This is a genomic window from Streptomyces sp. NPDC051286 (assembly GCF_044455345.1).
Lineage (GTDB): Bacteria > Actinomycetota > Actinomycetes > Streptomycetales > Streptomycetaceae > Streptomyces.
On record NZ_JBITER010000060.1, the window covers coordinates 1 to 24,614 of the forward strand.

A 24,614-nucleotide genomic window follows, 5' to 3' on the forward strand; every position below is an offset into this window, starting at 1 on the left:
GGGCCCCCTTCGCGTCGCCTCCCTCCTCCGCCTTGGATTCGAAGCCGCATGACGCCGCTCGCTGATCCACTCTCTATCGTGCACCAGGCCGTTACCGCACCACCGGCCACTGGCTACCCTGGGCGGTGATGTTCACATCACAGGGACCCACCCTCCGAGAACTCGCGGTTCAGGCGCTGTCCTCCACGGAGCGCGGATACGACCTGCTCGCCGAGAAGTTCGACCGCACGCCGTTCCGTACCCCGGACCGCGTTCTGATGGCGGTCGAGCATGCCCTCACCCGCCTCGGTCCTTTCGACAGGGGCCTCGACCTCTGCTGCGGCACCGGTGCCGGGATGGACATCCTGCGGCGCCTGTGCCGGGAACGGGTCACGGGCGTGGACTTCAGCGCCGGCATGCTGGCCGTGGGCCGTTCCGCGCACCCGCCCACGCCGTCAGGCGGCCCGGCCCTGGACTGGGTACGAGCCGACGCCCTCGCCCTCCCCTTCCAGCCGGCCTTCGACCTGGCGGTCAGCTTCGGCGCCTTCGGCCACTTCCTGCCCGAGGAACGCCCCGGCCTGTTCGCCCAGGTGCACGCGGCACTCCGCCCGGGCGGCCGCTTCGCCTTCCCGATCGGCGCCCCGCCGCGAGTGGGCTCCCCGCTGTACTGGGCCCTGCTGGGCTTCGACACGACGATGCGTGTGCGCAACGCCCTGTGGCGGCCGCGCTTCGTCATGTACTACCGGACGTTCCGTCTCCCCGATGTGCTGGAGGACCTGACCGAGACGGGCTTCGAGGTGGAGCTGCTGCCCCTGGAGGAGCTCGGCCGACGACCGGACGGCAGCCCGAGGTGCCGCCTGGTCGTGGCACGACGGGAAGCGTCCCTGGGCGGTCAGGCGAGGTCATCCACCAGCAGCTCGAGCGCCGCCTCCTCGTGCAGCGCGACGCCGAGCGCGTCCATGGCGGGGGCGAGGTCCGCGTCCCACTGAGCTTCCACGACGGGGCCTTCCAAGGGAAGCGGCGGAATACCTCGCGCCCGTGCGTGCAGGGCGAGGCGCTCGTAGTCGTCGGTCTCCATGCGCCAGGAGCAAGCGTCGTAGCGGCGGATGATGCGGTTGGCGAGCGCGATGCCGGGCCAGTCGAAGTCACCGTGGTAGGTGAAAGCGCAGCCGGCCGCGGCAAGGGCGTCGAGCAGGTCGAGTACGACGGTGGCGGCGCTTCCCGAGGTGCAGACCAAGGGCTGGGTGCAGGCGCTGTCCGCCGCCGCTTCCACCACACGTGGGTTCTCGCAGATCCGGATGACGGTGTCCGACGGCAGGGTGAGCTGCAGGGCGCGGATCTCCCGGAGGGTCAGATGGCTCTCGGCCCGGTGCCGGGCGCGCTCGCGCAGGGCGGCTTCGCGCCAGCCGCCGCCCGTGGGGTGCAGGCCGTACGTCAGCACCGTGCTCGAGACCTCGTCAGGGGTGACGGAGGCGAGCCGCCACAGGGCGCGGCGGGCGCTGGCGTCCTCTGGGGGTTCGGTGCCGTGGGCGAGGGCGATTCCGCGCTGGACGAGCCGGGCGAGCCAGGTGCCGTCGTCGAGGCCGTGTGCAGTGCCGGTGACCTCGGTGGCAAGATCGCTCCGGCCGCGGGGTACCGAATCGCCGGAGAAGAGCAGGGTGAGCGTGTGGATCGCCTGTTCGACGGTGGCCGCGGCATCTGTCGGCTGCTGGCGGCCGGGAAGACCGGCCCGGCGTATCTCCGCCAGCCAGTGATGGGCCCACTCCTGGTCCGCCAGCGGTGAGGCCTGGAGCGTGTCGGTGAGCCGGGCCCACAGCTGGGCGGTGCGTTCCCTGGTGCTCTCACGCGCCGCCCGGTGGTCGGTGAGGGGCGGACCGAGCGCGGTGACGGCGTCCACCAGACCACAATTGGCGGCCGACGACCGCAGTCTGGTGTCCAGGTCGGCCAGGCGCAGGGTGAGTTCGGGGCGGATGACGGGCCGTCCCAGGAGCAGGGAGACGGCCCGGCGTTCCGCCGGGGTGAGTCCGGTCAGGCGCAGACTGCCGGTGGCGCTCAGGCCGTTGCGCTCCAACCGGTTGCGTACGGCCTGCCACAGCCGGGCCAGGTCCGGGCCGGCGAGCCAGTCGCGGGTGGGACCGTCCAGGGGCGGGGTCATACGGGCATCAGGCGCCGCCGGCGGCCGTTCCAGCTGTAGTGGAGCGTCGCGACTCCGCGGACATGAGGGTCGCGCAGGCATTCGTAGATGTGCAGTGAGGGTACGTCCGGCCAGTTGCCCATCAGCCGCTCGCTGGTGAGGACGAAGTCCAGGTCGAGGTCGACGAGGATCCGGCAGAGGCGGCCGTGGGTGGGCTCGTCGACCTTGGCGAACGCGTCGTCGAGGACGATCAGCCGGGGGGCGTGCGGGGCGTACTCAGCCAGGGTGGTGAAGTGCGCGGCGGCTGCCGCGAAAAGCACCAGATAGGACAGCACGCGCTGTTCGCCCTGGCTCAGTCCGGTGCGGCCGGTCAGTCTGCGCCTGCGGCCGGGGGCGGCGTCGTCGACAACCCAGGCGTGGAAGGTGAACCAGCGGCGGTAGTCGAGTGCGGAACGCAGATGCGCGGCATAGCCGGCGGCCGGGTCGGCCCGCCGGGCGTCCTCGATACGCCGCTGCAGCACCTCGCGCAGCTGCTCGGTCTGTTCCCGGGTACGCAGTCCGGAGGGGCTGCGCAGCAACTCGACGGCGGCCCGCACGTCGGCGTCGACGCCGTCGTCGAGACGCCAGTCGAGTTCGACGCCGAGGCCGTGGGAGGTGCGTACCGAGCGCAGGGTGTCGTTGAGGGCGGCGACCAGGGCGGTGGCGGCGAGCACCTGGGCGGAGAGATGGTCGCCGAGTTCGCCGGTGAGGAAGCGCTGGAAGACCTCGCGTTCGCGTTCGGTGAGCCGCTCGCGGGCGTCGGTGGCCTGTCCGGCGATGCGCTCGGCGACGAGGGCGACATCGTGCGGGCCGTGGTCGTCGACGAGCCGGCAGACCTTGATGCCCTCGCGCTCCTCCAGGATGGCGTCGAAGCCGCCGGAGAGCTGGTCGCGCAGAGCGGTGTGACGGTTGAGCAGGGTGGTGTCCGTGACGTCCCGGCGTTCCGGGTCGAGCCGGTCGCGGACGGCCGTGACGAGATCGCGCAGGGCCTGGATTCTGGCCCGTACGGCCGCGTCGGCGGGCTCCTGGGCGCCGGGCGGAGGATCGGTCAGGCCGGCGCCGCGGCCCACCTCGGGCATGGCAAGCGCGGTGCGCAGGGCGCGGCCGGAGCCGATCACCTCTCCTTCCTGCGCGGTGAGTTCGTCCTGCCGGGTGTGTGCCCGCTCGTCGGCACGGATCCGGTTCTCGCGCAGGCCTTCGAGCTCCCTCTCGAGGCGGGGGATGTCCCGGGCGGCTTCGGCGACGCGTCGCTCGGCGCCCTTCTCCTGAGCAAGGATCTGCTGCTCGGCGGCGCCAACGGTCTGCTCCAGGACGCGGAGGGCACCGCAGGCCTCGTCCAGCCGGTCCTTGTGGCCGCGGTAGTCGGCTTCGGCCTCCTGGCGGGCCGCGCGTGCGTCCCGGTGGCGGTCGTGGTGGGTAGCATGGTCGGCGGTGACTCCGGCGGCCGTACGCACGGATTGGCGCAGCTTCTCCAGGCCGGCACCGAGCTGGTTGAGGGCGTCGCGGACCCGCTCGAGCCCTTCCGGGTCGACGGGCAGGGCGTGCGCGGTGGCGGCGGCCTCCGCCTCCCGGCGGGCAGCGACGGCAGCAGCCCGGGCCGCTTCGGCCTCGCGGGCGGCGCGCGATGCCGCCGTGGCCCGTTCCCGTGCGGCCTGCTCGGCCTGCTCCAACCGCACCCAGGCATCCCCGAGCCGGCGCCCGGAAGGCAGAGCGCGCAGGGCACGCAGGGCAGCGGTGAGGGCACTGCGGCGGCCGTCGACGGCATGCAGCTGCTCCTGCGCGAGCGTCAGATCGCGCTGTACGACGGCGAGCCGCCCATCCAGTTCGGCGAGCCTGCGTCTGCGGGTGGCGGCCCTGACCTCGGCACCGACGTACTCGGCGCGCTCCTTGGTGTGGAAGCCGCTGAGCACACCGAGCCGCCAGCTGCCGTCCAGACCGAGCGCACTGGGGTCCGGGGCGGCGCCCGCGCCGGCCCGGACCAGCGCGACGCAGGCCAGGATCTGCTCGATCCGCGCGGTACCGACCTTGCAGTCCGGGGCAGCCACGGGACGCAGGACGGTGGCGAGGGTGGCACCGGAGGGCGGCGCGCCGGAAGGGGCGAGCAGGGTGTCCCGGGTGGCCGGGTCCAGCAGCGCGCCTTCCGCCGTGACCCAGGCGTCGAGCAGACCGCTCGCCTCCAGGGCGGCTTCCAGTCCGGCCCGGTCGCCCGGGCCCGTACCGTCCGCGAAGTCGACGAGCCGGTAGAAGGGGGCACCGGTGTTGGTGGCCCGCTCGGCCGCGCGGTGGAGGGGGCGGGGCGGCTCGGGATCGGTGCGCCGTTCCCAGGCGTCCCGCTCGGACCTCAACCGCTGCTGCTCCGCCTCGAGTTCGCCGGCCCGCAGGGCAAGGGTGTCGCGTTCCGCGGTAAGGGCGGCGGCGAAGGGATCGAGGATCTCCTCGGCGGCGCGGGCCACGTCGGCGGCCGTTTCGGCGGGCAGGGCGCGCTCGGAGAAGGGAGCTTCGGTGTCGGACTCAGCGCCGGTCAGGGCGACCACGTCGTCCGGCAACGGGGCGCCAAGTTCCGCACGGATGCGGCCGGCCCAGTCCTGTACCTCTGCGGCGTACTGTGTCCCGGCCCGCACGACGTCGTCGCGGTGGGCACCGACGCGGCGGGTAGCCTCCTCGGCCTGCTCCTCGCACCGCTCGCGCTCGGCGTCGTACTGCTGGGCGCGGGTGGCGGCGTCACGGGCCGCGCCGCTCAGCCGGGCCACTTCGCCGACCGCCCGCAGACGCCGGCCGGCCAGCGGTCCGGCGGCGGTGAGCTGCTCCTCCCAGGCGCGCAGGGCGGCGCCGGCGGCCACGGGGTCGACGGCACGCACAGGACCATGGTGTTGGAGGTGCGGATCGCCGTCCGGTCCGGTCAGTTCGGTCACGGCGGGCGGGGCGAGCACGGTCGGGGAACTCGCCACCGGCTCGCCCAGGTGGACCGGGTCGAGCCCGGCCCGTTCGGCGGTGTCGTGCAGCTCACGGTGCCAGGAGCTGAGGCCGATGAGCTGCTCGCCGATGCGCCGCGCCCCCTCGGTCACGGCGTGGGCGGCCCCGCGTTCGGTGTCGTGGGCGCGGCGCAGGGCCGTGAACGCGGTGGTGGCAGCGGTGTGCAGGGCCGCGACAGTGGCCCGTCTTTCGGCCAGCTCTTCCAGGCTGCGGTAGGCGGCTCCCGCGCGCAGCGCCTCCAGCTCGGTCCGGGCCGTCTCATGGACGTCGTGGAGAGCGTCGAGCTGTGCGGCTGCCTGCTCCTCGCGCTGCCGCAGTGCGGCGGCTTCCTTCTGCGCATCCCCGGCGGCGCGGCGCCGCTCGGTGAGCCGGTCGAGTTCCGTTCCGACACGGTGGGCGCGGCGGCGCAGCACCCCGTGAAGATAGCCACGGTAGCTGCCGAGGAAGGTGCGCAGCGCGGCATCGGTCCGTTCCAGCCGCCCCAGATCGGTGCGTACGGCGTCCAGGTCGTCCAGGCTGCGGGCGACCTTGTCAACCGTGTCGTCGTCCAGTCCGGGGAGGGTCTCGCCGAGGACTCCGACCAGCCCGCCGGACTCGATGCGGTCGCCGATGGTGGGGCGGCGCAGCCGGTGCAGAAGCTGGGTGAGGTTGCGGTAGCGGCCGGGGTCGGTGAGCCCGAAGAGCTCCCGTGCGACGCGGGCGCGGTGTTCCACGGCACGGTCGGTGACGTTCTCCGCACCGACCGCCTCGCGCAGCTTGTCGACGGGGATCGGCTGTCCGGCGGCGGTCAGTTGCAGCTCGTGGCCGACGCGCAGGGGCGTGACGAAGAAGTACGCCTTGGCGCTCTGGGTGGACTTCGAGGCACGGATGGCCGTGCCGAGAGTGAGAAAGCGCTCCTCGCCGTCGTCACCTGTGTGTTGGAACTCCACCCAGAGATGGCCGAGCCGGTTGGTCTGCTCGAATCCGTCGAGCATCAGCCAGGTGAGGGTGGTGCGGCCCGTGCCGGTGGCGTCCAGGGCGCGGGCGTCGCCGTCGAGCAGGTACGGCAGCAGCATCTCCAGCGCCTTGGACTTGCCCGCGCCGTTCTTGCCGCGCAGCAGCAGCCGGCCGTCGCCGAAGGCGAACTCCTGCTCGTCGTACTGCCAGACGTTGCGGATGCCGGCCCGGCTGAGCCGGTAGCGCGGGGCGGGGAGAAGGGCGGACGTCATCGCTGCTCCTGCGGGACTGCGGTGCCGTGCGGGGACGCGGCGGCCTTGCGGACGGTGACGGCGGTGGCATAGCGGGCAGCGGCGGCGAGCAGGACGAGACCGGTCCTGTCGTAGCCACCGCCGTCGGGGCCGGCACCGCCGTCGGGGTGAACAGAGTCGGGCCCGCCGCCGTCGGGGCTGCCACCGCCAGGGAGGGAGCCGTCGGTGCCGCCGTCGTCGGGGCGGGCGGGGTCGGTATCGCTGCCGCCGGTGCGGGCATCGTCGTGACGAGCAGAGTCGGGCCCGCCGCCGTCCGGGCCGTCGTTGGCGTTTCCACCGCCGGGGAGGGCAAGGGCAGGACCACTGCCGTCGGAGCGGGCAGAGCCGTGGCCGGCAGTTGCGCTGGCACCGCCAGGGCCTCCGTCGAGACACGTACCGCCGGTGCGGACACCGGAGACATCGGTGACCGCGCGGCCGTCGGCGGACTCAGTGCCGTACCCCTCGGGCACGCCGAGGCCTTCCGCCCGGACCGGTCCCGCGAGGGCGAGCAGCCGCATTCGTATCAGCAGATCCACGGTGTCGGCCCGCAGCGCGGCGGGGTCGTCGAGATAGCCGCGCTGCCATGTGGCGCGCCGGCCGTACTCCTCCACCAGCTCCGCCAGGATCTCCTCCACCAGGCCCGCCGGGACGGGCACGCCGATGACCAGCCGCCCCCCGGTGGCCGGATGACCGGGGTCGGCGGGACGAAGGCGCTCCACGAGCCGGGAGACCAGCAGCAGCGCCGCCTGGGCGACGGTGCCGGTGCCAGGCAGGCGCAGATCGGTCAGTTCGTCCTCGGGGTCGGTGAGGACGACACCCTCCGCGCGGATCTCCGCCTCCAGGCCGAGGAGTTCGGAGAAGGCCTGTGCCTCGCGCCGCTGCCGGGTGCGCAGCCACTCCCGCTCGGCGTCGGTGAGGTCGTCGAGGTACACGGCAGGGGTCTCCACCAGGCGCCGACGGACGTACGTACGCGGGCCACCAAAGCCGGGATCGGCGGCCCGTACGACCAGATCCGCGCCGTCGCGGCTCTGTGCGAGCGGCCCCGCGACGATCGCGCGGGCGATCTCCCGGTCCACGGTCAGCAGCGCCTCCCCGGCCCTGTCGTCCGCATCCGCGGCCGCGTCGACGCTGCCGTCGGTCTCGGCGAGGACACCCCAGGCGACCAGCTGCCGCAGCGCCGCCACCAGGGTGCGCTTCTCCGCCTGACGCCCGGTGGTCTCGATCTCCAGTCCGGCGTCGACGGCCGCGGCGCGTACATCGGCGAGCAGCCTGGAGAGCAGCAGCTGTTCGGGCGCGGTGACCAGGACGGACAGGAACAGGGCGAGGCAGGCATAGGTGCGTGGGGTGAAGGGCGTGCCGGTGGACCGCTCCAGGCGATGGCCGGAGCCGGGTCCGAGGCCGGCTTTGAAGAGCCGGGCGTAGGAGGACTCGACCAGCAGCCGGTAGCCGAGGACCTGCTGGAAGCGCTGGGCAAGCCAGTCGGCGTGTCGCCGTACGAGCGGGAAGGTGTCCGCGTGCGGGCCGGTGGCGGTGACCAGGGGATATGCCAGCAACAGCCGGGCGGCGACACGCCGTTCCGCGGCGAGGGCGACATCGTGCGTGGAGGGCAGAGCCATCAGGCACTCACCTCCGTGGTGCCGGGCTCCTGGCTCAAAAAGGCGTACGGGCCTGTCTCGATGTCCAGGTCTTCCAGAAGCAGTTCACCATCGGTGGAACGCAGTACGGTCCGGGCTCCGGGAAGATGACGTACGACGACGGCCAGATCCAGCTCCGTGTCTCCCGACCGGGCCCCGTCCACGGCGAATCCCCCGTTCCCTCCGTCGCTCCCCGGCCGGCTGATCCGTGCGTTGCCCAGGGCGGTGGCGAGCAGCTCCAGCAGCAGGGACAGCGCGGCGGAGGTGAGGCGGGCCTGGCCGAAGCGGCCGGAGGCGCTGCGGAGTTCCGCCGCGGCGGCCTGGCGGGCGGCCGCCTGCTCGCGGGCCTGCTCCACCAGCTTGCGCTTCTGCGCGGAGTGGTCCTCGGCGGCCGACGCCCGGCCGCGCTGGGCCCGGGAGCCGCGTTCCCGAAGCGCCACCGGGACGTCCACGACCGGCCCGGTCCACCAGCTCACATAGGCCGGCACCGTACCGTCCGGGTCCGGCGCCACTCCCAGATGGCGGGCACCGTACAGGCCGAAGGCCGCGACCGCGATGTCATGGGCGTCCTCGGGCGAGGCGGCGTCGAACCACTGGGCGAGCCGCAGCAGATCCTTGCGCCGCGATATCTCCCCGGAGGCGGAGCGCAGCATCCGCTTGGCGTTGGCGAGCAGCGAGTGCAGCGCCCGGTGGGTGGCATCGCGCAGTTGGTCGACCTGACTGCCCGCGCCGGCCCCCGTACCCCCATTGGCGAACCAGCTCCGCAGCCCCTCCCAGTCCCCCATCTCCCGGCCCCGGCTGCGCTGCACCCGGGTCTCCGGCAGCCCGCCGACAGCGGCCGCCAGGCCGCCCGCGTGGGCGTCGATCCGCTCCAGCAGGCCCGGCAGCCGGGGCCAGAGCTCGTCCAGGCTCGCGGCAATGCGCGGCGCTCGGAAGGACACGTCCTCGCTGATGGCCTGGACGTAGTCGAGCAGCAGGTCCTTGAATCCCTGGTACTCGGCTCCGTCCAGGTCGTACCGGGCCAGGACCTGGCCCAGATAGGCGTAGAAGTCCCGTACGGAATCGGCGAATTCGCCGAACTGGACGAAGAGCGTACTGATCCGTTCGAGTGCCGCCTGCGGCTCTGCCCCGCCCGGCGCGGCAAACGCGGCCGCCAGCTCCCGCAGCCCCCGGTCGACGAGCGCCAGCAGCTCGCTGCTCACCTCGCGCGCCGCGTCGGCGCCGGCCAGCACCTCGTCGGCGTCGCGCTGCACCTTCTCCCCCAGCTTGGACAGCTGATAACGGGACCGTGAGCGCTGGTACTCGGCGATGCTGGTGGCCTTCACCGCATGCGTGGAACGCAGCAGGTTGCCCCAACGGACCAGCTGCTCCAGCCGGGCCGTGAGCGTCTCACCGTCCAGCTCCGCCCCTGGCCCTGCGCTGCGCGCCAGTCTGGCCAGTACGTCCGGCACGGCCAGATCGGCGAGCAGGGTGGAGCAGAACACCCGCATCACCGCCACGTACTCCATGCGCTCGGGCGCGCTGAGGTACGCGTACGCCGACAACCGCTGCCATGCCTCGTCGGCAGGCTGCGGCTGTTCCTCCCCCTGCAAACCGGTTTCTCCCACGATTACGCAGCTTAGGGGCACCCACTGACAGCCCGGGGCCACACCGGCGAGAAGCCCTCGCACGCGCGACACGGTCAGGAGCTGGGGAGTCCGGCATCGTCGAAGCGGCTCATCAGGGCGGGTTTGCCCCGGTGGGTCTCGCGCAGTCCGGCGGCGCGCTGGTGGAATTCGGCGCTGGTCCCGGCCCGGGCGTGGATCTCCCGGAGGTCCTTGAGCAGGGTGACGGCGATGTCGTACTGGGCGGGCTTCTTCTGTGCGATGAGGTTGTCGACGTCGCGCCATGCCTGGTCGGTGTCCTGGGCGAGCCGGGTCAGGTGTGCGTCCCGGGCCTTGCTCATCTCCAACGCCCGGGCTCGTTGGGCCGCCGCTTCGGCCTCCTTCCGAAGCCGTTCGCGTTCGGTGCGGTGGCGGTAGGCGGCGTCGAGGAGTTGGGCAGCCGTGCGGCGTTCACCCGCGCTGCGGGGGCTGGGGATCGTGGCGTCGCGGTAGCGGGCCAGCAGGTGAAGGCCGGGCTGTGGCGCGGTGCCGAGCGCGGCCTTCAGGAGCAACGTGTCCTTCTCGGCGGCCGGCAGTGCGGCGATCCAGGCGGCCAGAACTTTCTTGTCCACGGCCGTCGCGGTCGCGGGCCCGCTGGTCTCCGAGGCGACAGCCAGCAGATCACGGTCCACGCGCAGGAAGTCGGCCAGCGCCCGCTGCGGGCCGGTCAGCGTCGCCAGTCCGGCGGGCACGGGTGGTTCGAGTTCGCGGGCGTACTCCTCCTCGTCGTCGTCCATCAGCTCCCAGACGGTCAGTCCGGCGAGCCAGGCCACGTACAGGGCTCGCAGGTCGCCCGCGGCAAGCTCGGCGCGCAGGCCGACGAAGGTCGAGAGCGTGTACGAGGTCTCGAAGTCCCACTCGCCGCCGTCCTCCGAGGAGAGGGAGAAGTCCAACAGCGTGTGCCCGGAGCGCGTCCAGGCCCGCAACGACTCCTCGGCGCAGTACGGGGCGGCGGTCTCGGCCCGCAACAGGGTGTCGGGCAGGCGCAGGACGAGACGGCGGCTGCCCCAGTTCGCGTAGTAGAGGTGGGCGTCGTAGAGCTGCTCCACCATCTTCGTGGGATCGCCGCGGAAGTTTCCCCAGTGGTACTCATTGGTGAAGCTCGTGGCGGTGATCTCGGCCCGGGTGGACAGCGCACGCACTTGGTCGAGCTCCTGCTCGCTCAAAGGGCGGTCGACGGCCAGGAACTCGTAATACTGGTACTCGCTCACAGCCCCGCAGCGTACCGGGGAGGATCATATCGCAGGAGCGCCTGCGGTCGGGCGGACCGCAGGGCTCGGGGCGGCGGGGGGTCAGCGGCGGCGCTTGCCTTTGGGCTTGGTGCGGCCGCGCCTGGCACGGGCCGCGTTGAGCCGTCCCAACTGCGCGGACTTGGCGCGCAGCGATCCCTGCTCGAACCGTCGGAGCTGCTCGAGTCCGGTGTGGTCCGGGTGGCCGGAGGTGAGGGCGGCCTGGATCGCGTCCTCGGCCTGGCCCCGCCCGCCGGACAGCACGACGTCGAGGAAGGCGTCCTCTCCAGCCGTTTCCAGCAGTTGGAGCAGGCTCTCCGCGACCATGAGATGCGCTTCGGCCTCGGTCAGGTCGTCGGGGGCGAGGATGTCGCACGCGGTGAGGACGCTGAGCGCGGTCGGGGCCAGTTCTGGGTCGGCGCGCAGGGAGCGCAGCAGCTTCTCGCCGTCTCCTCCGGGCAGCGCTGTGGCCAGAGTGTCGAGCAACGCGGCGGCGCGTGTGCGGAACGGCGCCTGCCGTACCGCCTGCAGAAGTTGGCTGCGGGCGGCTTCACAACCGCCGTGGGCGGTGGTCCAGGCGGCGAGTTCGGCGCGGGCGCTGTCGGGGTCGTAGTGCTCGGCCAGTACGCCGAGCAGCCCGGCGGCAGGGGCGTGGGCGAGTTCGCCGACGAGCGGTGCGCTGCGTCCCTCCGCGAGGAGGCGTTGCCGTACGGCATGCGTACCGAGGTCGGTGAGGTGGATCAACTCCACCGGCCCGTCGGCCAGTTCAGCGCGCAGCCGCTTCGCGCTCGCCTCGGCCTGCGGGTCGGAGGCAGCGGAGAGGCCACCGAGGAGCTCGGCGAATTCGGGCGGCATTCCGGCGGGCAGCTCCGGGGCCGGGCCAAGAGTGGTTTCGGGGGCGGGCAGTTCCAGGAAGGCCGGGTCGACCATGCCCTGCTCGCGGCTGATCGCGCCGAGACGCTGCAGGACGTCCAGGACGTGGCGCAGGTCGTGGTCGGCGGACAGCAGCCAGCCCCGTTGCTGGGCCGCCGTCCCCTGCGTGAGGTCGAAGCTCATCCGGTAGGCCAGGTGGACGGAGTCCCGGAGCTGGGGCCAGGGCATCGGGTACGGAAGGCTGTAGAGGGTGTTGAGGACGTCGGGCAGTACGTCCTCGTACACGTCGTACAGCAGCGAGGTGAGCCGAAAGCCGTCCGCGTCGCCCAGCAGCGGCTCGCGCAGTTCGAAGACCGTCTCGAAGGCGCGCTGCCACAGCGCGAGCGGGTCGGCGAGCAGCGGGCGCGCCTTGGCGACCGCGTACACGCGTCCTTTCGCCACCCGGATCAGGCGGGCCTTCTTCGCCCACTCGAAGATCAGATTCAGCCGGGGCAGCTCCGCGCTCGTGCGCGGAGAGCCGGGCCGGTCCCCGGTCTCCAGGGTGGCGACGAGCTCCCTGGCGTCGGCGATCCGCAGCCGGCCGGTCTTGGTCAGTTCCCGCCCCTGCGGACCCGCCCAGTCGGCGAGCCCGCTCAGCTGCCGGAGCAGCGGCACTTCGGCGGCCTGTGCCCGCAGCCCGTCCTCGCCGGGCAGGACGACCGGCAGCTGGGGTTCGGCCCGTTCGGATCCGGGCGGGCCGGTGCGCCGGTGCCGCGCCATGATCACGTCCAGGGCGTCGCGGTCGTACGGCACCTCGTCACGCCGGGCACGCTCGGTGAAACGCATCATCGCCGCCTGGTCGTGGAGGTCCACGCCCTGCTCGGCGGCGGTCGTCGCCCAGAACTTCGCCATGCCCCAGCGCGTGCGGTCCGCCATCGCCGCCTCGAACTGTCCGGCGGCGGCATCGACGGCCCGCTCCACCACGTCGAAGGCGTCGCCGCGCGGGTCCGCCAGGCCCGTGGCGTCCATGTACCGCAGCAGTGCGCGCAGCCCGCCTGGCGCGTCCACCAGCGGCTCGCCCGGCAGCCGGGTCAGCGTCCGCGGCAGCCAGTCCAGCAGAAACTCCTCCGCATGCCGCGCCTGCCACAGACCCAGCCGGCCGTCCACGGTCCCGCGGTGCCGGTACTCAAGTGCCGACTCCACGACGATCGGGTCCGCCTCCTCCCCGCCCTGAGCGCGGCCCCAGTCCGCGACGCGGCGGGCGAGCTGCTCGCAGGCGGCGGTGAACGCTTCTTCGTCTTCGGGCTCGAAGAACATACGCATGGACGGGACGACCTCACCTCAATGGACCTGTAACCGCCCCCCCCACGTTACCCAGCCGCCCCGGGCCATGGCACGGCTCCTCCCTGCAGAATCGGTCCGGCAGAATTCTCGAGCAGCAGTGCAACGCATGAGCCCGCGCGACAAGAGTTTCGAGCCCCTGTCGCGCAGGCCGGATGATTCAAAGGGTGACGTAACCGACAAACTCTCCCCAAGCCGCCGGGCGGACGGCGAACCACGGCCCCTCCTTCTCCTTGGAGTCCCGGACGTACACGGCACCGGGCTGGTACGCAATCTCCACGCAGCTGTCGCCCTGGGAACCGCTGTAGCTGCTCTTGAACCAGTTCAGCTCGCCGCTGGTGCTCATAGCGCTCCTCGCATCCGCTTCAACAGGTCCGCCGAGTCCGCGGGGGACAGGCCTGTGAGCGCATCTCGGCATAGCGCATCTGCATCAGGCTGACGTCTTTACGGTCGGAGATCAGCTGCCCGGTCTGCTGCCCCTCCGAGTAGCCGAGCCACTGGTGGTCCTGCGACTCCAGGAGCTGCATCGGGCCGTCCGCGCCGGCGTGGTGCGGCTGGCGCAGCGGCATGACTTGGATCTCGACGTTCCACAACTCCCCGAACGTAGGCAGTTCAGCTTCGTGGCGACCATGGATTTCAGGGACGGTGCTGGTCCGTCGATGTAGTGGTGGTGCGGTTGGCGATGTCGGCGAAGGCCGGCATGCCGAGATCGGCTGCGGAGGATCGGCGGGCTGCTTCGGCATTGAGCTGGTCCAGCTTGTCCTGCGCGCCGACAAAGCTGACCTGGAGGCTCTCGACTTCGCCCAGCCATCCTTCCCGCTCCGGTTTCGGCCTCCGGGGTCGGGAGGGCATCCCGGTACATGTGGGTGTCGATGTAGCCGGGGCTGATGGAGTTGATCCTGATGCCGCGCGGGGCCAGGTCGGCGCCCAGCGTGCGGGGGAGGTTGTGCACCGCGGCCTTGGTGGCGGAGTACAGGGAGGCGGGGGCCAGGCCTCGGTGGAGGGTCCATGAGGCGTTGATGACGATGGATCCGCCCTTGTTCGTGAGCGGTAGCGCCTTCTGGATCGTGAAGAAGACGTCCTTGAAGTTGATGTCGACAGTGTGGTCGAAGTCGGCTTCCGTGATCTCCTGTGGGGGCTTGAAGAGGCCGGTGCCCGCGTTGGCGAAGACCGTGTCGAGGCGGTCGTGTCGCTCCTCGATCCGTCGCATGAGGTCGTCCAGGGCGGTCAGGGACGTGACGTCAGCGCGTACCGCGAGGACGCGGTCGCCCACGTCGAGACGGGCCAGGGCTGCGGCGAGGCAAGGCTGGTCGCGGCCCGTGATCACGACGTGTGCGCCCTCGTCGAGGAGGCGGTGGCGTGGCCCATGCCGCTCGTACCGCCCGTGATGAGAGCGACCTTGTCGGTGAATCTGTTCATGGGGATGCTCGCTTCTCAGTGCGTGAGGTGGTCGCTCAGCCAGTCGGCGGTGTCGGGCAGCCACTCGGTGCGGGCGTTGCCCACCAGGTGGTCGCCGTGCGGGACGACCATGTACTCGCCGCGCTGTGCCGCAGCGGCGAGGTACTTGCCGTTGGCCACGCCCGGGATGCTGTCCGTTCCCCCGTCGATGACGCGCAGCGGGCAAGCGATGCGTTCGGCCACGCCCCGCAGGTCGACGCCGCGCGTGAACTCCCGGGCGGCGTCCGGAGTGCCGGCGCGCTGGGTCAGGGTGTCGGTGACGTAGACCGGCAGTTCGTCCCAGTCCAGCCACGAGGGACCGCTGACCGTTGCGACCGCCCCGACGCGCAGCTCGTGCGCGGCGCTGACGGCTGCGTAGTAGCCACCCAGGCTGAGGCCGATCAGGCCGACGATACGGGCTTCGAGCGTGTCGATCACCTCGGTGATGACGTGCTGGTAGTCCGGGCGCGGGATGCTCTTGAAGGCCAGCGCGCCCTGTCCCGGGCCGTCCATCGCGAAGACGGCCAGGCCGCGCCCGAGCAATGCCTCCGTCACGCCGTGGAATTCCTCCTTGCCTGAGTCCAGCCCCGGGATGACGATGACGACGGGCGCCCCGTGCGGGCCGCGCAGCCAGCCCGTGAAGGTGGAGCCCTCGATGCGTTCCGCGTGCGGGTCGAGGTGAGCGAGTGCCCTGCGCATCGCCTCGTCGGACTCGGCGGCGGCCCGGGCCGTCAACTCGCGGTCGGGGTGCGGCAGCAGCACCGCGCAGTGGAACCAACGGGCCGCCAGGCGGTACGACTCCCCTGCCGACACCAGGTGCCCCTGTGTCTCGTGGGCTTCGGCTGCGGCGAGGTGTGCCCGGCCGGCCGCGTGGAACGCCGCGGGCCAGTCGTACAGGGAGTCGAGCTGCGTGGTGACGCGCTCGTACTCGAAGGGGTCCAGTCCTGCTGCGCCGGTCCGGGACCGGTTGAGGAACACGAACTCGGGGAGGACGTCGGGCAGGTCGAGGTAAGAGGTCATCGGGGGCGGCTTTCGTGGAAGGGGGTCAGGACACGGTGGTGAGGACGGCGTGGCCGCGGATCCGGCGGTGCGCAGGAGACGCAGTGCGGTCAGGCCGGCCAGGGGCAGCGCGGCTGCCTCGGCGGTGGGCAGGGCGTCGGGGAGCTCCGTCAGGGCGTCGGACGGTACGGCGACGTACTCGGCCCGGCCGCCGGAGGGCGAATGTCCCACCACCTGGCGGCCGGTGGCCGGCCCGGTGCCGTCGGCCGCCTGCTGGACGACCAGTCCCGCCACGTCCTTCCCGGGCCGCCAGTCCGGCTTCTGCTGCCGCTCCAGCTGGAAAGTCTCACCCCGGTTGACCGAGAACGCCTCGACCTTGACCAGTGCCTCATGGGGTTGGGCCCGGGGGTGGGGAACGTCAGCGAGCACGACAAGGACGTCACTCCGTCCCGTGGGCAGGAGTGCCTTCATCGGCCGGTACCGCCTTTCGAGGTCGTGTGTGCGTCAGGTGCGTACAGCAGACCCCGCCTCGATCCTGGCGGTCCAACAACCACGTCGCCGTCAGCGACAACCAACAGTTGTCTTCTATGGTGAGGTGCATGGACCTCGACCTCGCACAGGTTCGCGCCTTCACCGCCGTCGCCGAGTCCCTGCATTTCGGCAGTGCCTCGGCCCGGCTCGGGATCACGCAGCAGGCAATGTCCAAGCGCATCGCCCGCCTCGAAGTCCGGCTCGGTGTCCGGCTGTTCGAACGCGGCCCGGGCAAGGGGGTCCGGCTGACCGAGGCGGGGGAACGCTTCGTTGCGCCTGCCCGTCAGGCACTGTCGGCGGGTGATCTCGCGGTGGCCGCGGCGCTCGGGACCCGGCGGCGGCTGCGGATCGATGTGTGGGGGCACCTGTACGGGCCGATGCGTACCCTCGCACAGGTCGTCACGGCGGCCCCGGAGCTCGACGTCGAGCCGGGCACGGGACGCGACTTCCCTTCGGTGGCGGAGGCGTTGCGGCGTGGTGAGGTGGGCGCCGGCTTCGGCCGTGTCCCCTCGCTGCGAGGGAGGGCCCCGGCGGAGCTGGCCCACCGCCTCGTACGGCTCGAGCCGGTCGACGCCGTCGTGAGTGCCGCGCACCCGCTCGCCGCCGCCCCGGAGCTGCGTCCGTCGGACCTGCGGACCAGTGTGCTGCGCTATCCGGCGGAAGTGGACCGCCTTGACTTTCTCACGCACTTCGCCGAGCAGTTCGGGGTCTCACGACGGACCGGGGGCCCGAATCTCGGGCTCGCGCCCTTCCTGGCGCATATCCGGGACGACCCTACGTGTTTCTCTCTCTTCCCCGCGGACGCGGTCTCCGGGGACGTGCCCGGTGTGCGGTTCATCCCGCTCGTCGCCCCCACCCCGCTGTACGCCTGGTCGCTGGTCTGGTCCGTGACCGCGGCGCACGGACATCCGGTGCTCGGTGATCTGCTGCAGTCCTTTGCCCAAGTCGCTGGCCAGCGGATGTGGTTGGAGTTCGACCCGGCCCGTGACTGGTTGCCGGGCACGAGCGGGGTGGGACCGGGCTCAGACCTTGCGCGCCCATAGGCGGCGCAGCATGCGGGGGTCCTCGAAGCCGACCGAGCGGGCGGCGGCGTCGGCCGTTGCGCCGTGGCTGACGAGGTGTTCGGCGCGCTCGAGGCGGAGGGTCTGCTGGTAGCGCAGTGGGGGTGAGGCCTCCGGTGGCGCGGGTGAAGAGGCGGGTGAGGGTGCGCTCGCTGACGCCCATGCCCGCGGCCAGGGCTGACAGGGTCAGCGGCTGGTCGAAACGGGCGACGAGGAGGTCCTGGGTCAGGCCTTCTTGACCACGCTCGACTTGAGCTGCATGGCGCCGAATCCGTCGATCTTGCAGTCGATGTCGTGGCCGTCGACTCCGTCGACCAGGCGGATGTTGCGCACCTTCGTGCCCGCCTTGATCCCCGAGGGGCTGCCCTTGACCTTCAGGGCCTTGACGACGGTCACCGTGTCGCCGTCGCTCAGCACATTCCCGACGGAGTCCCTGACGACCCGCTCCCCGGAGACACTCGTGTCCTCCGCGCCGCCCACGGCGGGAACCCACTCATTGCCGCACTCCGGGCAGACCATCAGAGCGTTCATCTCGTAGGTGTACTCGCTGGAGCACTTCGGGCAAGGGGGGAGGTTCTCAAACATTCGGCCAGAATATCCGAACTCCTGCACGATCCCCTGTCGCGTCCACAGGCGTCCCGGGCTGTCATCCTGTGATGGTCCGTGGCCGCCGTCCGGCCGGGAGGCTTCCGTCGCCCGAGTGCGGGATGAGCACCGTCACAGCCGAGTCGCTGTCGCTTGTCCTGCTGCTGGGTGTGCCGGCCCTCGCCGTCGTACGGCCGCGCGGGCTGCCGGAGGCCGCTGCCGCTGTGCCGGCGGCCAGGCTGCTCATCGGTCTCGCTCACTGCCCGCGGGCGCCGCAGGCCCGGTCCGCTTCCCCGTCTTTGACGTCCGCGCAATGCCCATCCCTCGCCTTCAGACGGCTCCAGCGAATCGGCACTCTGTACGACGCCGCCTCCGATCCGTACGACACCCAGTGCGGCATTGCGAGCCGGGCGAGGGGTGAGTCGGGCGCGTGCCACCTTCGCGGCATCGTTGTTGCCGGCCGCCCGCCGGAGGCCGTCGACCACGGCGAGCGCGCTGTACGTCGGGAAGCACCCGTACCTTGGCCTCCCCTCGCCGAGGGGTGGATCCGCGGGCCTCGCCCGCGGATCCACCCCGAACCAGCGCGACACCTGAACCAGGAACCGAACGCGACTGCCGGGACGAGACGCTCTTTCAGCTGTCGAAGTCGACGGTCAGGGTGTCGGACACGGGGAACGTCTGGCAGGTGAGTACGTAGCCGGCGTCGACCTCGGAAGGTTCGAGCGCGTAGTTGCGGCGCATGTCGGCCTCGCCGTCGGTGACCAGAGCACGGCAGGTGCCGCACACGCCGCCCTTGCAGGCGAAGGGCATGTCGGGGCGTACCCGCGTCGCTCCGTCCAGGATCGTCGTCTCACGGGAGAGCGGGGACGTGGTGGAGCGGCCGTCGAGCGTGATGGTGACTTGGCTGACCGGACCGTCGGCCGTGGCGTCCTCGTGGCGGACGGTGCGGACCGGCTCGTCATCGGCGAAGAACAGTTCCCGGTGCACGCGGTCCGCGGGGACACCGAGGTTCCCGAGGAGCTTCTGCGCGTCCCGGACCATGCCGTGCGGACCGCACAGCCACCAGTGGTCCGCGCCACGGACGTCGACGAGCCCGTCGATGAGCGCGGCGAGGCGCTCGGCATCCAGGCGCCCCGACAGCAGTTCGGCCTCGCGCGGTTCACGGGACAGGACGTGTCCGAGCTGGAAGCGGGTGCGGTAGAGGTCCTTCAGCTCCGCGAGTTCGTCGGCGAACATCACCGTGTCGGTGCGGCGGTTGCCGTAGAAGAGCGTGACCCGGGAGCGGGGGTCCGCGGCCAGGACGGACTCGACTATGGACAGCATCGGGGTGATGCCGGAGCCGGCGGCGATCAGAACGTGGTGGCCCGGTTCGGTGAGGTCGGGGGTGAAGGCGCCGGTCGGGGCCATCACCTCGATCGTGTCCCCGGGGCGTACGTCATTGACGAGCCAGGAGGAGAAGAGCCCGCCGGGCACGACACGCACGCCGATGCGGGGGCGGGCTCCGACGGGAGAGCAGATGGAGTACGAGCGTCGCTCGTCGCGCCCGTCGATCTCGCGGCGCAGCGTGAGCGACTGGCCGGGCCGGTAGGCGAACTCCTCCGCCAGCTCGTCGGGTATGTCGAAGCTGACGGCGGCGGCGTCCGCGCACAGCGGCTGCACTGCGGCGACCCGCAGCGGGTGGAAGGCCGGGCGACGGCGCGTGCGCGCGGGGGCGGCGGACGCGGGGGTGTCCGTCGTGGTGGTCGGGGCCATCAGATCTCCTTGACGTACTCGAACGGCTCAAGACAGCTGCGGCAGCGCCACAACGCCTTGCAGGAGGTGGCGGCGAAGCGGGACGTCTCCTCGGTGTCCGACGACCCGCAGCGGGGGCACGCCACCGCGCGGCGCGTGACCGACAGCTCCAGCGGCACGGGCCCGCCGGTGCGGCGGGGCGCGGTGCCGGGGGGCGCGATGCCGGCCTCGGCGAGCTTGCGGCGGCCCTCGGCGGTGATCCAGTCCGTCGTCCACGGCGGGTCGAGAACGGTGCGGATCTCCACCTGAGCGAAGCCGGCCGCCCGCAGCCGCGCGGCGACGTCGGCGCGCATCTCCGCCATGGCGGGACAGCCGGAGTAGGTGGGCGTCAATCCCGCGACGACCGTGCCGTCCGGCCGCACCTCGACCGCGCGCAGGACGCCGAGGTCGGCCAGGGTGAGCATGGGCAGCTCCGGGTCCGGGACCTGTTCGGCCACGCGCCGGGCCCGGCGCTCGTCCAGAGCGGTCACCATGTCGCGTCCGGGTGGGCGCGGGCCACGCTCTGCAACTCAGCGAGCAGCGGGGCCAGGTGCTCGGTGTGGTCGCCTTCCCGGCCCTGTCCGGGCAGGGACCCGGCCTCCGGCAGGCGCAGCCCGGCGGCGTCGAGGACCTGCTGCAGCACCGCCGTCGTCTCCTCCCGCACCTGCGCGGGGTCGACACCGAAGTCCGGCCGGTGCGTGAAGAGTTCGCCCAGGTGCGGGGCGACATCGGCGAGCGCCTGCCGCATCCTCCTGAGGGACTCCTCCGTGCCGTCGCCCAGCCGCAGCGTCCAGTCGGCCGCGAACTGGCGGTGGTACGCGAGTTCGTTGACCCCCTTGGCAGCGATGGCCTTCAGGACCGGGTCCTGCGCGGTGTCCGCAAGCCGCTCAAAGACGGTCAGGCGCCAGCTGGACATGACCAGCAGCCGGGTGATGGAGAACGCGAAGTCTCCGTTGGGGAGTTCGGCGAGCCGGACATTGCGGAAGTCCTCCGCGTCACGGGAGTAGGCGTATGCGTCCTCGCCCCGGCCGGTGCCATCCACCTGGCCGGCCCGCGCGTACAACAGGCGCGCCTGGCCAAGCAGATCGAGGCCGATGTTGGCCAGGGCCACCTCCTCCTCCAGCTCGGGGGCGCGGGTGCACCACTGGGCCAGGCGCTGGGCCCCGACCAGGGCGTCGTCCCCGAGGGCCAGGCAGCAGGCGGCCAGTTCGGCGGGGTCGACCGTGGCGGGCACGGTCGTGTCGACGCCGTGCAGCGGGTCCTCGAAACCGGTACCGAAGGCCCAGCGGGCGTCCGAGTCCCCGTGCTCCTCGCCCAGGGACAGGTAGACGTGGTCGTCAGTGACGTCGCTCATGCCGTCCTGCTCCTAGATGTGGGGGACATCGTCGGGGATGTCGTAGAAGGTGGGGTGGCGGTAGACCTTGTCGGCACTGGGCTTGAAGAAGGGGTCCTTCTCGTCGCGCGTGGAGGCGGCTATGTCCTCCGAGCGCACCGCCCATATGCTCACGCCCTCGTTGCGCCGGGTGTACAGGTCGCGGGCGTGGCTGAGCGCCATGGCGTCGTCGGCGGCGTGCAGCGAGCCGACGTGGACGTGGTTCAGGCCGCGCTTGCCGCGGATGAACACCTCGTAGAGCGGCCAGCTGTCCTTCGTGCCTTTGGTGTTGCTCATGCCACCGTTCCTTCCTGAATGTTCCGGGCTTGCACGGCTGCCCGCTTGGCCGCGTGGGCGGAGGCCGCCTCGCGCACCCAGGCGCCTTCCTCGTGGGCGGCCCGCCGCCGCGCGACGCGCTCCTTGTTGCAGGGCCCGTCACCGGTGATCACGCGCTGGAGCTCGGACCAGTCGGGGGTGCCGAAGTCGTGGCGGCCGCGCTCCTCGTTCCAGCGCAGCTCGGGGTCGGGCAGGGTCACGCCCAGCTTGGCGGCCTGCGGGACGGTCATGTCGACGAAGCGCTGGCGCAGCTCGTCATTGCTGTGCCGCTTGATCTTCCAGGCCATCGAGGCGGCGGAGTTGGGGGAATCGCCATCGGGCGGGCCGAACATCATCAGGGACGGCCACCACCAGCGGTTCACCGAGTCCTGCACCATCTCGCGCTGGGCGTCGGTGCCCCGCATCATCGTCATCAGCAGCTCGTAGCCCTGACGCTGGTGGAAGGACTCCTCCTTGCAGATCCGCACCATCGAGCGGGCGTACGGACCGTAGGAACTGCGGCACAGCGGCACCTGGTTGCAGATCGCCGCGCCGTCCACGAACCACCCGATCACGCCGACGTCGGCGAAGGTCGGCGTCGGGTAGTTGAAGATCGACGAGTACTTCTGACGGCCCTCGATCAGGCGCTCGGTGAGGTCCGCGCGGTCGGCGCCCAGGGTCTCGGCCGCCGAGTACAGGTACAGGCCGTGTCCGGCCTCGTCCTGGACCTTCGCGAAGAGGATGGCCTTGCGTCGCAGCGACGGGGCCCGGGTGATCCACTCGCCCTCGGGCTGCATGCCGATGATCTCCGAGTGGGCGTGTTGCGCGATCTGCCGGATCAGCGTCTTGCGGTAGCCCTCGGGCATCCAGTCCCGGGGCTCGACCCGCTGGTCCCTCGCGATCGTCGCGTCGAACCGCTCCTGGAGCTCAGGCTCCCCGCAGCCGCCCGGCGCTGCGCCGTGTGACGTGGTCATCGATACCAGCTTCCCTACCGACCATTCGTTCGGTACACAGTCTGACGAATTTTCCCAGCTCCGGCAACCCCCGGGCCGGGATCAATGAACCGACTGGCGGCCGTCGGTACCGACGGCCGCCGCCACGCTCAGCGGCCCTCGAAGGACGGCTTCTCCTTGGCGAGGAACGACCGCACCGCGGCACGGTGGTCCCGCGTGCCACCGAGGCGCTCCTGCACTGCCGCCTCGCGCTCCAGTACGGCGCCGAGGTCGGCCCCGGCCGCCGCGTCCCGCAGCAGTGCCTTGACCTCGCCGTACGCCGCGGTGGGCCCGGCCGCCAGCCGCCGTGCCAGCGACAACCCCTCCGCCGCGGCCTGACCGTCCGGCACGACCCGGTGCAGCAGCCCCCACCGCTGCGCGTCCTCGGCGTCGAAACGGTCTCCGAGCAGCATCAGGGCGGCGGCGCGCGAGGGGCCGACCGCCTGGGACAGCGACAGGCTCAGTCCGCTGTCCGCGGCCAGTCCGATCCCGGTGAACGCGGTCGAGAAGCGTGCGCCGGCCGAGGCCACCCGCAGGTCGGCGCAGAGCGCGAGCCCGAGCCCCGCCCCGACGCACGCGCCCTCGACCCCCACGACCACCGGCTGGGGCAGCGCGTGGAGCGCTTCGACCAGCGGGTTGTACTCGGCGCGCACCACGGCGAACGCCGATGCCGGCCTGGTCTCCAGGGCCTCGGCGTGCTCCTTGAGGTCCTGCCCGACGCAGAAATTCCTGCCCTGGGCGGTCAGCAGCACCGCGCGGACGATATCCCCGTCGCTCAGCACCCGGCGCACGGCGGCCAGCAGCTCGAACCGCAGCGACGCGTCGAGCGCATTGCCCGCGGAGGGCCTGCGCAGCTCGATGACCGCGACGCCGCCGTCGAGGGTGTAGCCGATGCTGGGCCCGGCCCCCTCGGATTCGGCCGCTCCCGTCGTGGTCACTGCCATGTGTAGAACCCCTGCCCCGACTTGCGGCCCAGTTCGCCCCGGGCGACCTTGTCGCGCAGCAGCTGCGGCGGCGCGAAGCGCTCCCCGAGCGTCGCGTGCAGGTACTCGGCGATGGCCAGGCGGACATCGAGTCCGACCAGGTCGGTGAGGCGGAGCGGGCCCATCGGGTGCTTGTAGCCGAGGCTCATCGCGTCGTCGATCGCCTCCGGCTCCGCTACCCCCTCCTCGACCATGCGGATCGCCTCCAGGCCGAGCGCCAGGCCGAGGCGGCTGCTGGCGAAGCCCGGGGAGTCCCTGACGACGACGTCCTTCTTGCCGAGCGCATGGGTCCAGCCCAGGGCGGACCGCACGACCTCGGGCGAGGTGTCCGGTGCGACGACGATCTCGACCAGCTCGGAGGCGGGCACGGGGTTGAAGAAGTGCATGCCGAGGAAGCGGCCCGGCTCCCTCAGCGCCGAGGCCAGTTCGGTGACCGAGAGGGAGCTCGTGTTGGTGGCCAGCACGGTCGACTTGTCCACCGCCTGTTCGGCCGCGGCGAGCAGCCGGGCCTTGAGGGCGGCGTTCTCCGGAACGGCCTCGACGACCAGCTCGGTGCCCGCAGGCAGCCCGTCGACCGATTCCACGGTCGTGACCCGGGCGAGCACCTGTTCGGCGGGCTCGGCGAGCTTGCCGCGCTCGGCGGCCCGCTGCAGCCCGGTGGCAATCCGGTCCAGGGCGGCGGCCGAGGCCTCCGCGCCGCCCTCCACGACGGTCACGGACGAGCCGATGGCCGCGAACGACTGCGCGATACCGGCCCCCATCCGGCCGCCGCCGATCACGCCCACGACGGTGGGTACGGTCGGACTGCTCATGCCTTGCTCCTGTTCTTCTTCTCCAAGAAGCGCGTCATACGGTCCTGCTTGTCCTGGCCTTCGAAGAGCACGGCCTGCGCCAGGTCGTCGGCGACCGGGTGCGCGCCCGGCGCATCGACGACGAGCTTCGTCAGGCGCAGCGCCGCGGCCGAGGAGCGCGCCATGCGGTCGAGCAGCGCGTGCGCCTCGTCCAGCAGCTTCTCCGCGGGCACCACGTCGATGACGAGCCCTGCGGCCAGTGCCGCCCGAGCGTCCAGATTCCGCCCGGCGAGCAGCACCTGTTTGGCGACGGACTCGCCCACCAGCTCCGGCAGCCGCCAGCAGGCGCCGGCCGCCGCGAGTATGCCGAGCCCCGGCTCCGGATTGCCGAAGACGGCGTCGGGCCCCGCGATGCGGATGTCGCAGGCGTACGCCAGCTCGGCGCCGCCGCCCAAGGCCCAGCCGTCGACGGCGGCAACCGTCGGCATGGGCAGCCTGCGCACCCGCTCGAACAGACGGCTGTTGATCCCCTGCAGCGCTTCCTCCCGGCCGCGCCGCAGCAGCTCCGCGATGTCGGCGCCGCCCGCGAAGACTCCGCCGTGGCCGGTGAGCAGCAGCAGCTTCGGATCGCGTTCCAGCAGGTCACAGACTGTGTGCAGGTCGCGGATCATCAGCCCGCTGATGGCGTTGCGCGCCTCGGGGCGGTGCAGGGTGACCATGACCCGGTC

The 24,614-nt window shown here is 72.0% G+C and carries 19 protein-coding genes and 4 pseudogenes; 2 read left to right on the plus strand and 21 right to left on the minus strand.

Features of this window, described 5'->3' with window-relative positions; all coding sequences use genetic code 11:
• Nucleotides 1-128 precede the first annotated feature (128 nt).
• Complete coding sequence (locus tag ACIBB8_RS33405) at nt 129-968, plus strand: class I SAM-dependent methyltransferase (RefSeq protein ID WP_398958559.1); 840 nt, start codon at nt 129-131, stop codon at nt 966-968.
• On the opposite strand, the gene ACIBB8_RS33410 is transcribed toward ACIBB8_RS33405, so the two are convergent.
• The 11 genes and pseudogenes from ACIBB8_RS33410 to ACIBB8_RS33460 all read right to left on the minus strand — a co-directional run.
• Nucleotides 872-2,134 carry a TIGR02679 family protein gene (locus tag ACIBB8_RS33410; protein WP_398958561.1) on the minus strand — a complete coding sequence of 421 codons (1,263 nt, stop codon included), beginning with the start codon at nt 2,132-2,134 and terminating at the stop codon, nt 872-874. The two genes, ACIBB8_RS33405 and ACIBB8_RS33410, sit on opposite strands and share 97 nt — an antisense overlap.
• Complete coding sequence (locus tag ACIBB8_RS33415) at nt 2,131-6,333, minus strand: TIGR02680 family protein (protein WP_398958563.1); 4,203 nt, start codon at nt 6,331-6,333, stop codon at nt 2,131-2,133. The genes ACIBB8_RS33410 and ACIBB8_RS33415 overlap by 4 nt, the downstream gene beginning before the upstream one ends.
• A complete protein-coding gene (locus ACIBB8_RS33420; RefSeq protein WP_398958565.1) occupies nt 6,330-7,967 on the minus strand; it encodes a TIGR02678 family protein in 1,638 nt (545 codons plus the stop codon). Before ACIBB8_RS33420 ends, ACIBB8_RS33415 begins: the two co-directional genes overlap by 4 nt.
• Nucleotides 7,967-9,592 (minus strand): TIGR02677 family protein, encoded by a 1,626-nt coding sequence (locus tag ACIBB8_RS33425; RefSeq protein ID WP_398958567.1) that lies wholly within the window; start codon nt 9,590-9,592, stop codon nt 7,967-7,969. Before ACIBB8_RS33425 ends, ACIBB8_RS33420 begins: the two co-directional genes overlap by 1 nt.
• 74 nt (nt 9,593-9,666) lie before the next feature.
• Nucleotides 9,667-10,839: a hypothetical protein gene (locus tag ACIBB8_RS33430; protein WP_398958569.1), complete on the minus strand. Its 1,173-nt coding sequence runs from the start codon at nt 10,837-10,839 to the stop codon at nt 9,667-9,669.
• Between the two features lie 81 nt (nt 10,840-10,920).
• Nucleotides 10,921-13,032 carry a hypothetical protein gene (locus ACIBB8_RS33435; protein ID WP_398958571.1) on the minus strand — a complete coding sequence of 704 codons (2,112 nt, stop codon included), beginning with the start codon at nt 13,030-13,032 and terminating at the stop codon, nt 10,921-10,923.
• A 178-nt stretch (nt 13,033-13,210) separates the two neighbouring features.
• On the minus strand, nt 13,211-13,396 hold the full coding sequence (locus ACIBB8_RS33440; protein ID WP_398958573.1) for a DUF397 domain-containing protein: 186 nt from the start codon (nt 13,394-13,396) through the stop codon (nt 13,211-13,213).
• Nucleotides 13,393-13,646: pseudogene (locus ACIBB8_RS33445) on the minus strand (Scr1 family TA system antitoxin-like transcriptional regulator); the annotation flags it as partial. The pseudogene ACIBB8_RS33445 and the gene ACIBB8_RS33440, both read right to left, overlap by 4 nt.
• A gap of 40 nt (nt 13,647-13,686) precedes the next feature.
• Nucleotides 13,687-13,902: a hypothetical protein gene (locus tag ACIBB8_RS33450; RefSeq protein WP_398958575.1), complete on the minus strand. Its 216-nt coding sequence runs from the start codon at nt 13,900-13,902 to the stop codon at nt 13,687-13,689.
• A gap of 40 nt (nt 13,903-13,942) precedes the next feature.
• Nucleotides 13,943-14,377 (minus strand): annotated as a pseudogene (locus ACIBB8_RS33455) (SDR family NAD(P)-dependent oxidoreductase); the annotation flags it as partial.
• Nucleotides 14,378-15,558: 1,181 nt separating this feature from the next.
• A pseudogene (locus ACIBB8_RS33460) lies at nt 15,559-15,957 on the minus strand (alcohol dehydrogenase catalytic domain-containing protein); the annotation flags it as partial.
• A 128-nt stretch (nt 15,958-16,085) separates the two neighbouring features.
• Between ACIBB8_RS33460 and ACIBB8_RS33465 the strand changes: the two are divergent.
• On the plus strand, nt 16,086-17,060 hold the full coding sequence (locus tag ACIBB8_RS33465) for a LysR family transcriptional regulator (protein WP_398958577.1): 975 nt from the start codon (nt 16,086-16,088) through the stop codon (nt 17,058-17,060).
• On the opposite strand, the pseudogene ACIBB8_RS33470 reads toward ACIBB8_RS33465, so the two are convergent.
• From ACIBB8_RS33470 to ACIBB8_RS33515, 10 genes and pseudogenes are all read right to left on the minus strand, one after another.
• Nucleotides 17,040-17,301: pseudogene (locus ACIBB8_RS33470) on the minus strand (helix-turn-helix domain-containing protein); the annotation flags it as partial. The gene ACIBB8_RS33465 and the pseudogene ACIBB8_RS33470 overlap by 21 nt on opposite strands.
• Before the next feature lie 2 nt (nt 17,302-17,303).
• Nucleotides 17,304-17,663: a zinc ribbon domain-containing protein YjdM gene (locus ACIBB8_RS33475; RefSeq protein WP_398958579.1), complete on the minus strand. Its 360-nt coding sequence runs from the start codon at nt 17,661-17,663 to the stop codon at nt 17,304-17,306.
• Between the two features lie 633 nt (nt 17,664-18,296).
• On the minus strand, nt 18,297-19,415 hold the full coding sequence (gene paaE / locus ACIBB8_RS33480) for a 1,2-phenylacetyl-CoA epoxidase subunit PaaE (RefSeq protein WP_398958581.1): 1,119 nt from the start codon (nt 19,413-19,415) through the stop codon (nt 18,297-18,299).
• A complete protein-coding gene (gene paaD, locus ACIBB8_RS33485) occupies nt 19,415-19,927 on the minus strand; it encodes a 1,2-phenylacetyl-CoA epoxidase subunit PaaD (protein ID WP_398958583.1) in 513 nt (170 codons plus the stop codon). The genes paaE and paaD overlap by 1 nt, the downstream gene beginning before the upstream one ends.
• Nucleotides 19,921-20,787, minus strand: coding sequence for a 1,2-phenylacetyl-CoA epoxidase subunit PaaC (gene paaC, locus ACIBB8_RS33490; protein ID WP_398958586.1), 867 nt, complete (start codon nt 20,785-20,787; stop codon nt 19,921-19,923). Before paaC ends, paaD begins: the two co-directional genes overlap by 7 nt.
• Nucleotides 20,788-20,799: 12 nt before the next feature.
• Nucleotides 20,800-21,102, minus strand: a complete 303-nt coding sequence (gene paaB, locus ACIBB8_RS33495) for a 1,2-phenylacetyl-CoA epoxidase subunit PaaB (protein ID WP_398958588.1) — start codon at nt 21,100-21,102, stop codon at nt 20,800-20,802.
• Nucleotides 21,099-22,094: a 1,2-phenylacetyl-CoA epoxidase subunit PaaA gene (paaA, locus tag ACIBB8_RS33500; RefSeq protein ID WP_398958590.1), complete on the minus strand. Its 996-nt coding sequence runs from the start codon at nt 22,092-22,094 to the stop codon at nt 21,099-21,101. Before paaA ends, paaB begins: the two co-directional genes overlap by 4 nt.
• Before the next feature lie 128 nt (nt 22,095-22,222).
• A complete protein-coding gene (locus tag ACIBB8_RS33505) occupies nt 22,223-23,056 on the minus strand; it encodes an enoyl-CoA hydratase/isomerase family protein (RefSeq protein WP_398958592.1) in 834 nt (277 codons plus the stop codon).
• Nucleotides 23,047-23,907, minus strand: a complete 861-nt coding sequence (locus ACIBB8_RS33510; RefSeq protein WP_398958594.1) for a 3-hydroxyacyl-CoA dehydrogenase family protein — start codon at nt 23,905-23,907, stop codon at nt 23,047-23,049. The genes ACIBB8_RS33505 and ACIBB8_RS33510 overlap by 10 nt, the downstream gene beginning before the upstream one ends.
• Nucleotides 23,904-24,605 carry an enoyl-CoA hydratase/isomerase family protein gene (locus tag ACIBB8_RS33515; RefSeq protein WP_398958607.1) on the minus strand — a complete coding sequence of 234 codons (702 nt, stop codon included), beginning with the start codon at nt 24,603-24,605 and terminating at the stop codon, nt 23,904-23,906. The genes ACIBB8_RS33510 and ACIBB8_RS33515 overlap by 4 nt, the downstream gene beginning before the upstream one ends.
• Between the last annotated feature and the right edge of the window lie 9 nt (nt 24,606-24,614).

Bases quoted from the DNA above. Each gene is read 5' to 3' on its own strand.
- ACIBB8_RS33405 (WP_398958559.1), top strand. From the start codon at position 129: ATGTTCACATCACAGGGACCCACCCTCCGAGAACTCGCGGTTCAGGCG.
- ACIBB8_RS33410 (WP_398958561.1), bottom strand. From the start codon at position 2,134: ATGACCCCGCCCCTGGACGGTCCCACCCGCGACTGGCTCGCCGGCCCG.
- ACIBB8_RS33415 (WP_398958563.1), bottom strand. From the start codon at position 6,333: ATGACGTCCGCCCTTCTCCCCGCCCCGCGCTACCGGCTCAGCCGGGCC.
- ACIBB8_RS33420 (WP_398958565.1), bottom strand. From the start codon at position 7,967: ATGGCTCTGCCCTCCACGCACGATGTCGCCCTCGCCGCGGAACGGCGT.
- ACIBB8_RS33435 (WP_398958571.1), bottom strand. From the start codon at position 13,032: ATGCGTATGTTCTTCGAGCCCGAAGACGAAGAAGCGTTCACCGCCGCC.
- ACIBB8_RS33440 (WP_398958573.1), bottom strand. From the start codon at position 13,396: ATGAGCACCAGCGGCGAGCTGAACTGGTTCAAGAGCAGCTACAGCGGT.
- ACIBB8_RS33450 (WP_398958575.1), bottom strand. From the start codon at position 13,902: ATGCCCTCCCGACCCCGGAGGCCGAAACCGGAGCGGGAAGGATGGCTG.
- ACIBB8_RS33465 (WP_398958577.1), top strand. From the start codon at position 16,086: ATGGACCTCGACCTCGCACAGGTTCGCGCCTTCACCGCCGTCGCCGAG.
- ACIBB8_RS33475 (WP_398958579.1), bottom strand. From the start codon at position 17,663: ATGTTTGAGAACCTCCCCCCTTGCCCGAAGTGCTCCAGCGAGTACACC.
- paaE (WP_398958581.1), bottom strand. From the start codon at position 19,415: ATGGCCCCGACCACCACGACGGACACCCCCGCGTCCGCCGCCCCCGCG.
- paaD (WP_398958583.1), bottom strand. From the start codon at position 19,927: ATGGTGACCGCTCTGGACGAGCGCCGGGCCCGGCGCGTGGCCGAACAG.
- paaC (WP_398958586.1), bottom strand. From the start codon at position 20,787: ATGAGCGACGTCACTGACGACCACGTCTACCTGTCCCTGGGCGAGGAG.
- paaB (WP_398958588.1), bottom strand. From the start codon at position 21,102: ATGAGCAACACCAAAGGCACGAAGGACAGCTGGCCGCTCTACGAGGTG.
- paaA (WP_398958590.1), bottom strand. From the start codon at position 22,094: ATGACCACGTCACACGGCGCAGCGCCGGGCGGCTGCGGGGAGCCTGAG.
- ACIBB8_RS33505 (WP_398958592.1), bottom strand. From the start codon at position 23,056: ATGGCAGTGACCACGACGGGAGCGGCCGAATCCGAGGGGGCCGGGCCC.
- ACIBB8_RS33510 (WP_398958594.1), bottom strand. From the start codon at position 23,907: ATGAGCAGTCCGACCGTACCCACCGTCGTGGGCGTGATCGGCGGCGGC.
- ACIBB8_RS33515 (WP_398958607.1), bottom strand. From the start codon at position 24,605: ATGGTCACCCTGCACCGCCCCGAGGCGCGCAACGCCATCAGCGGGCTG.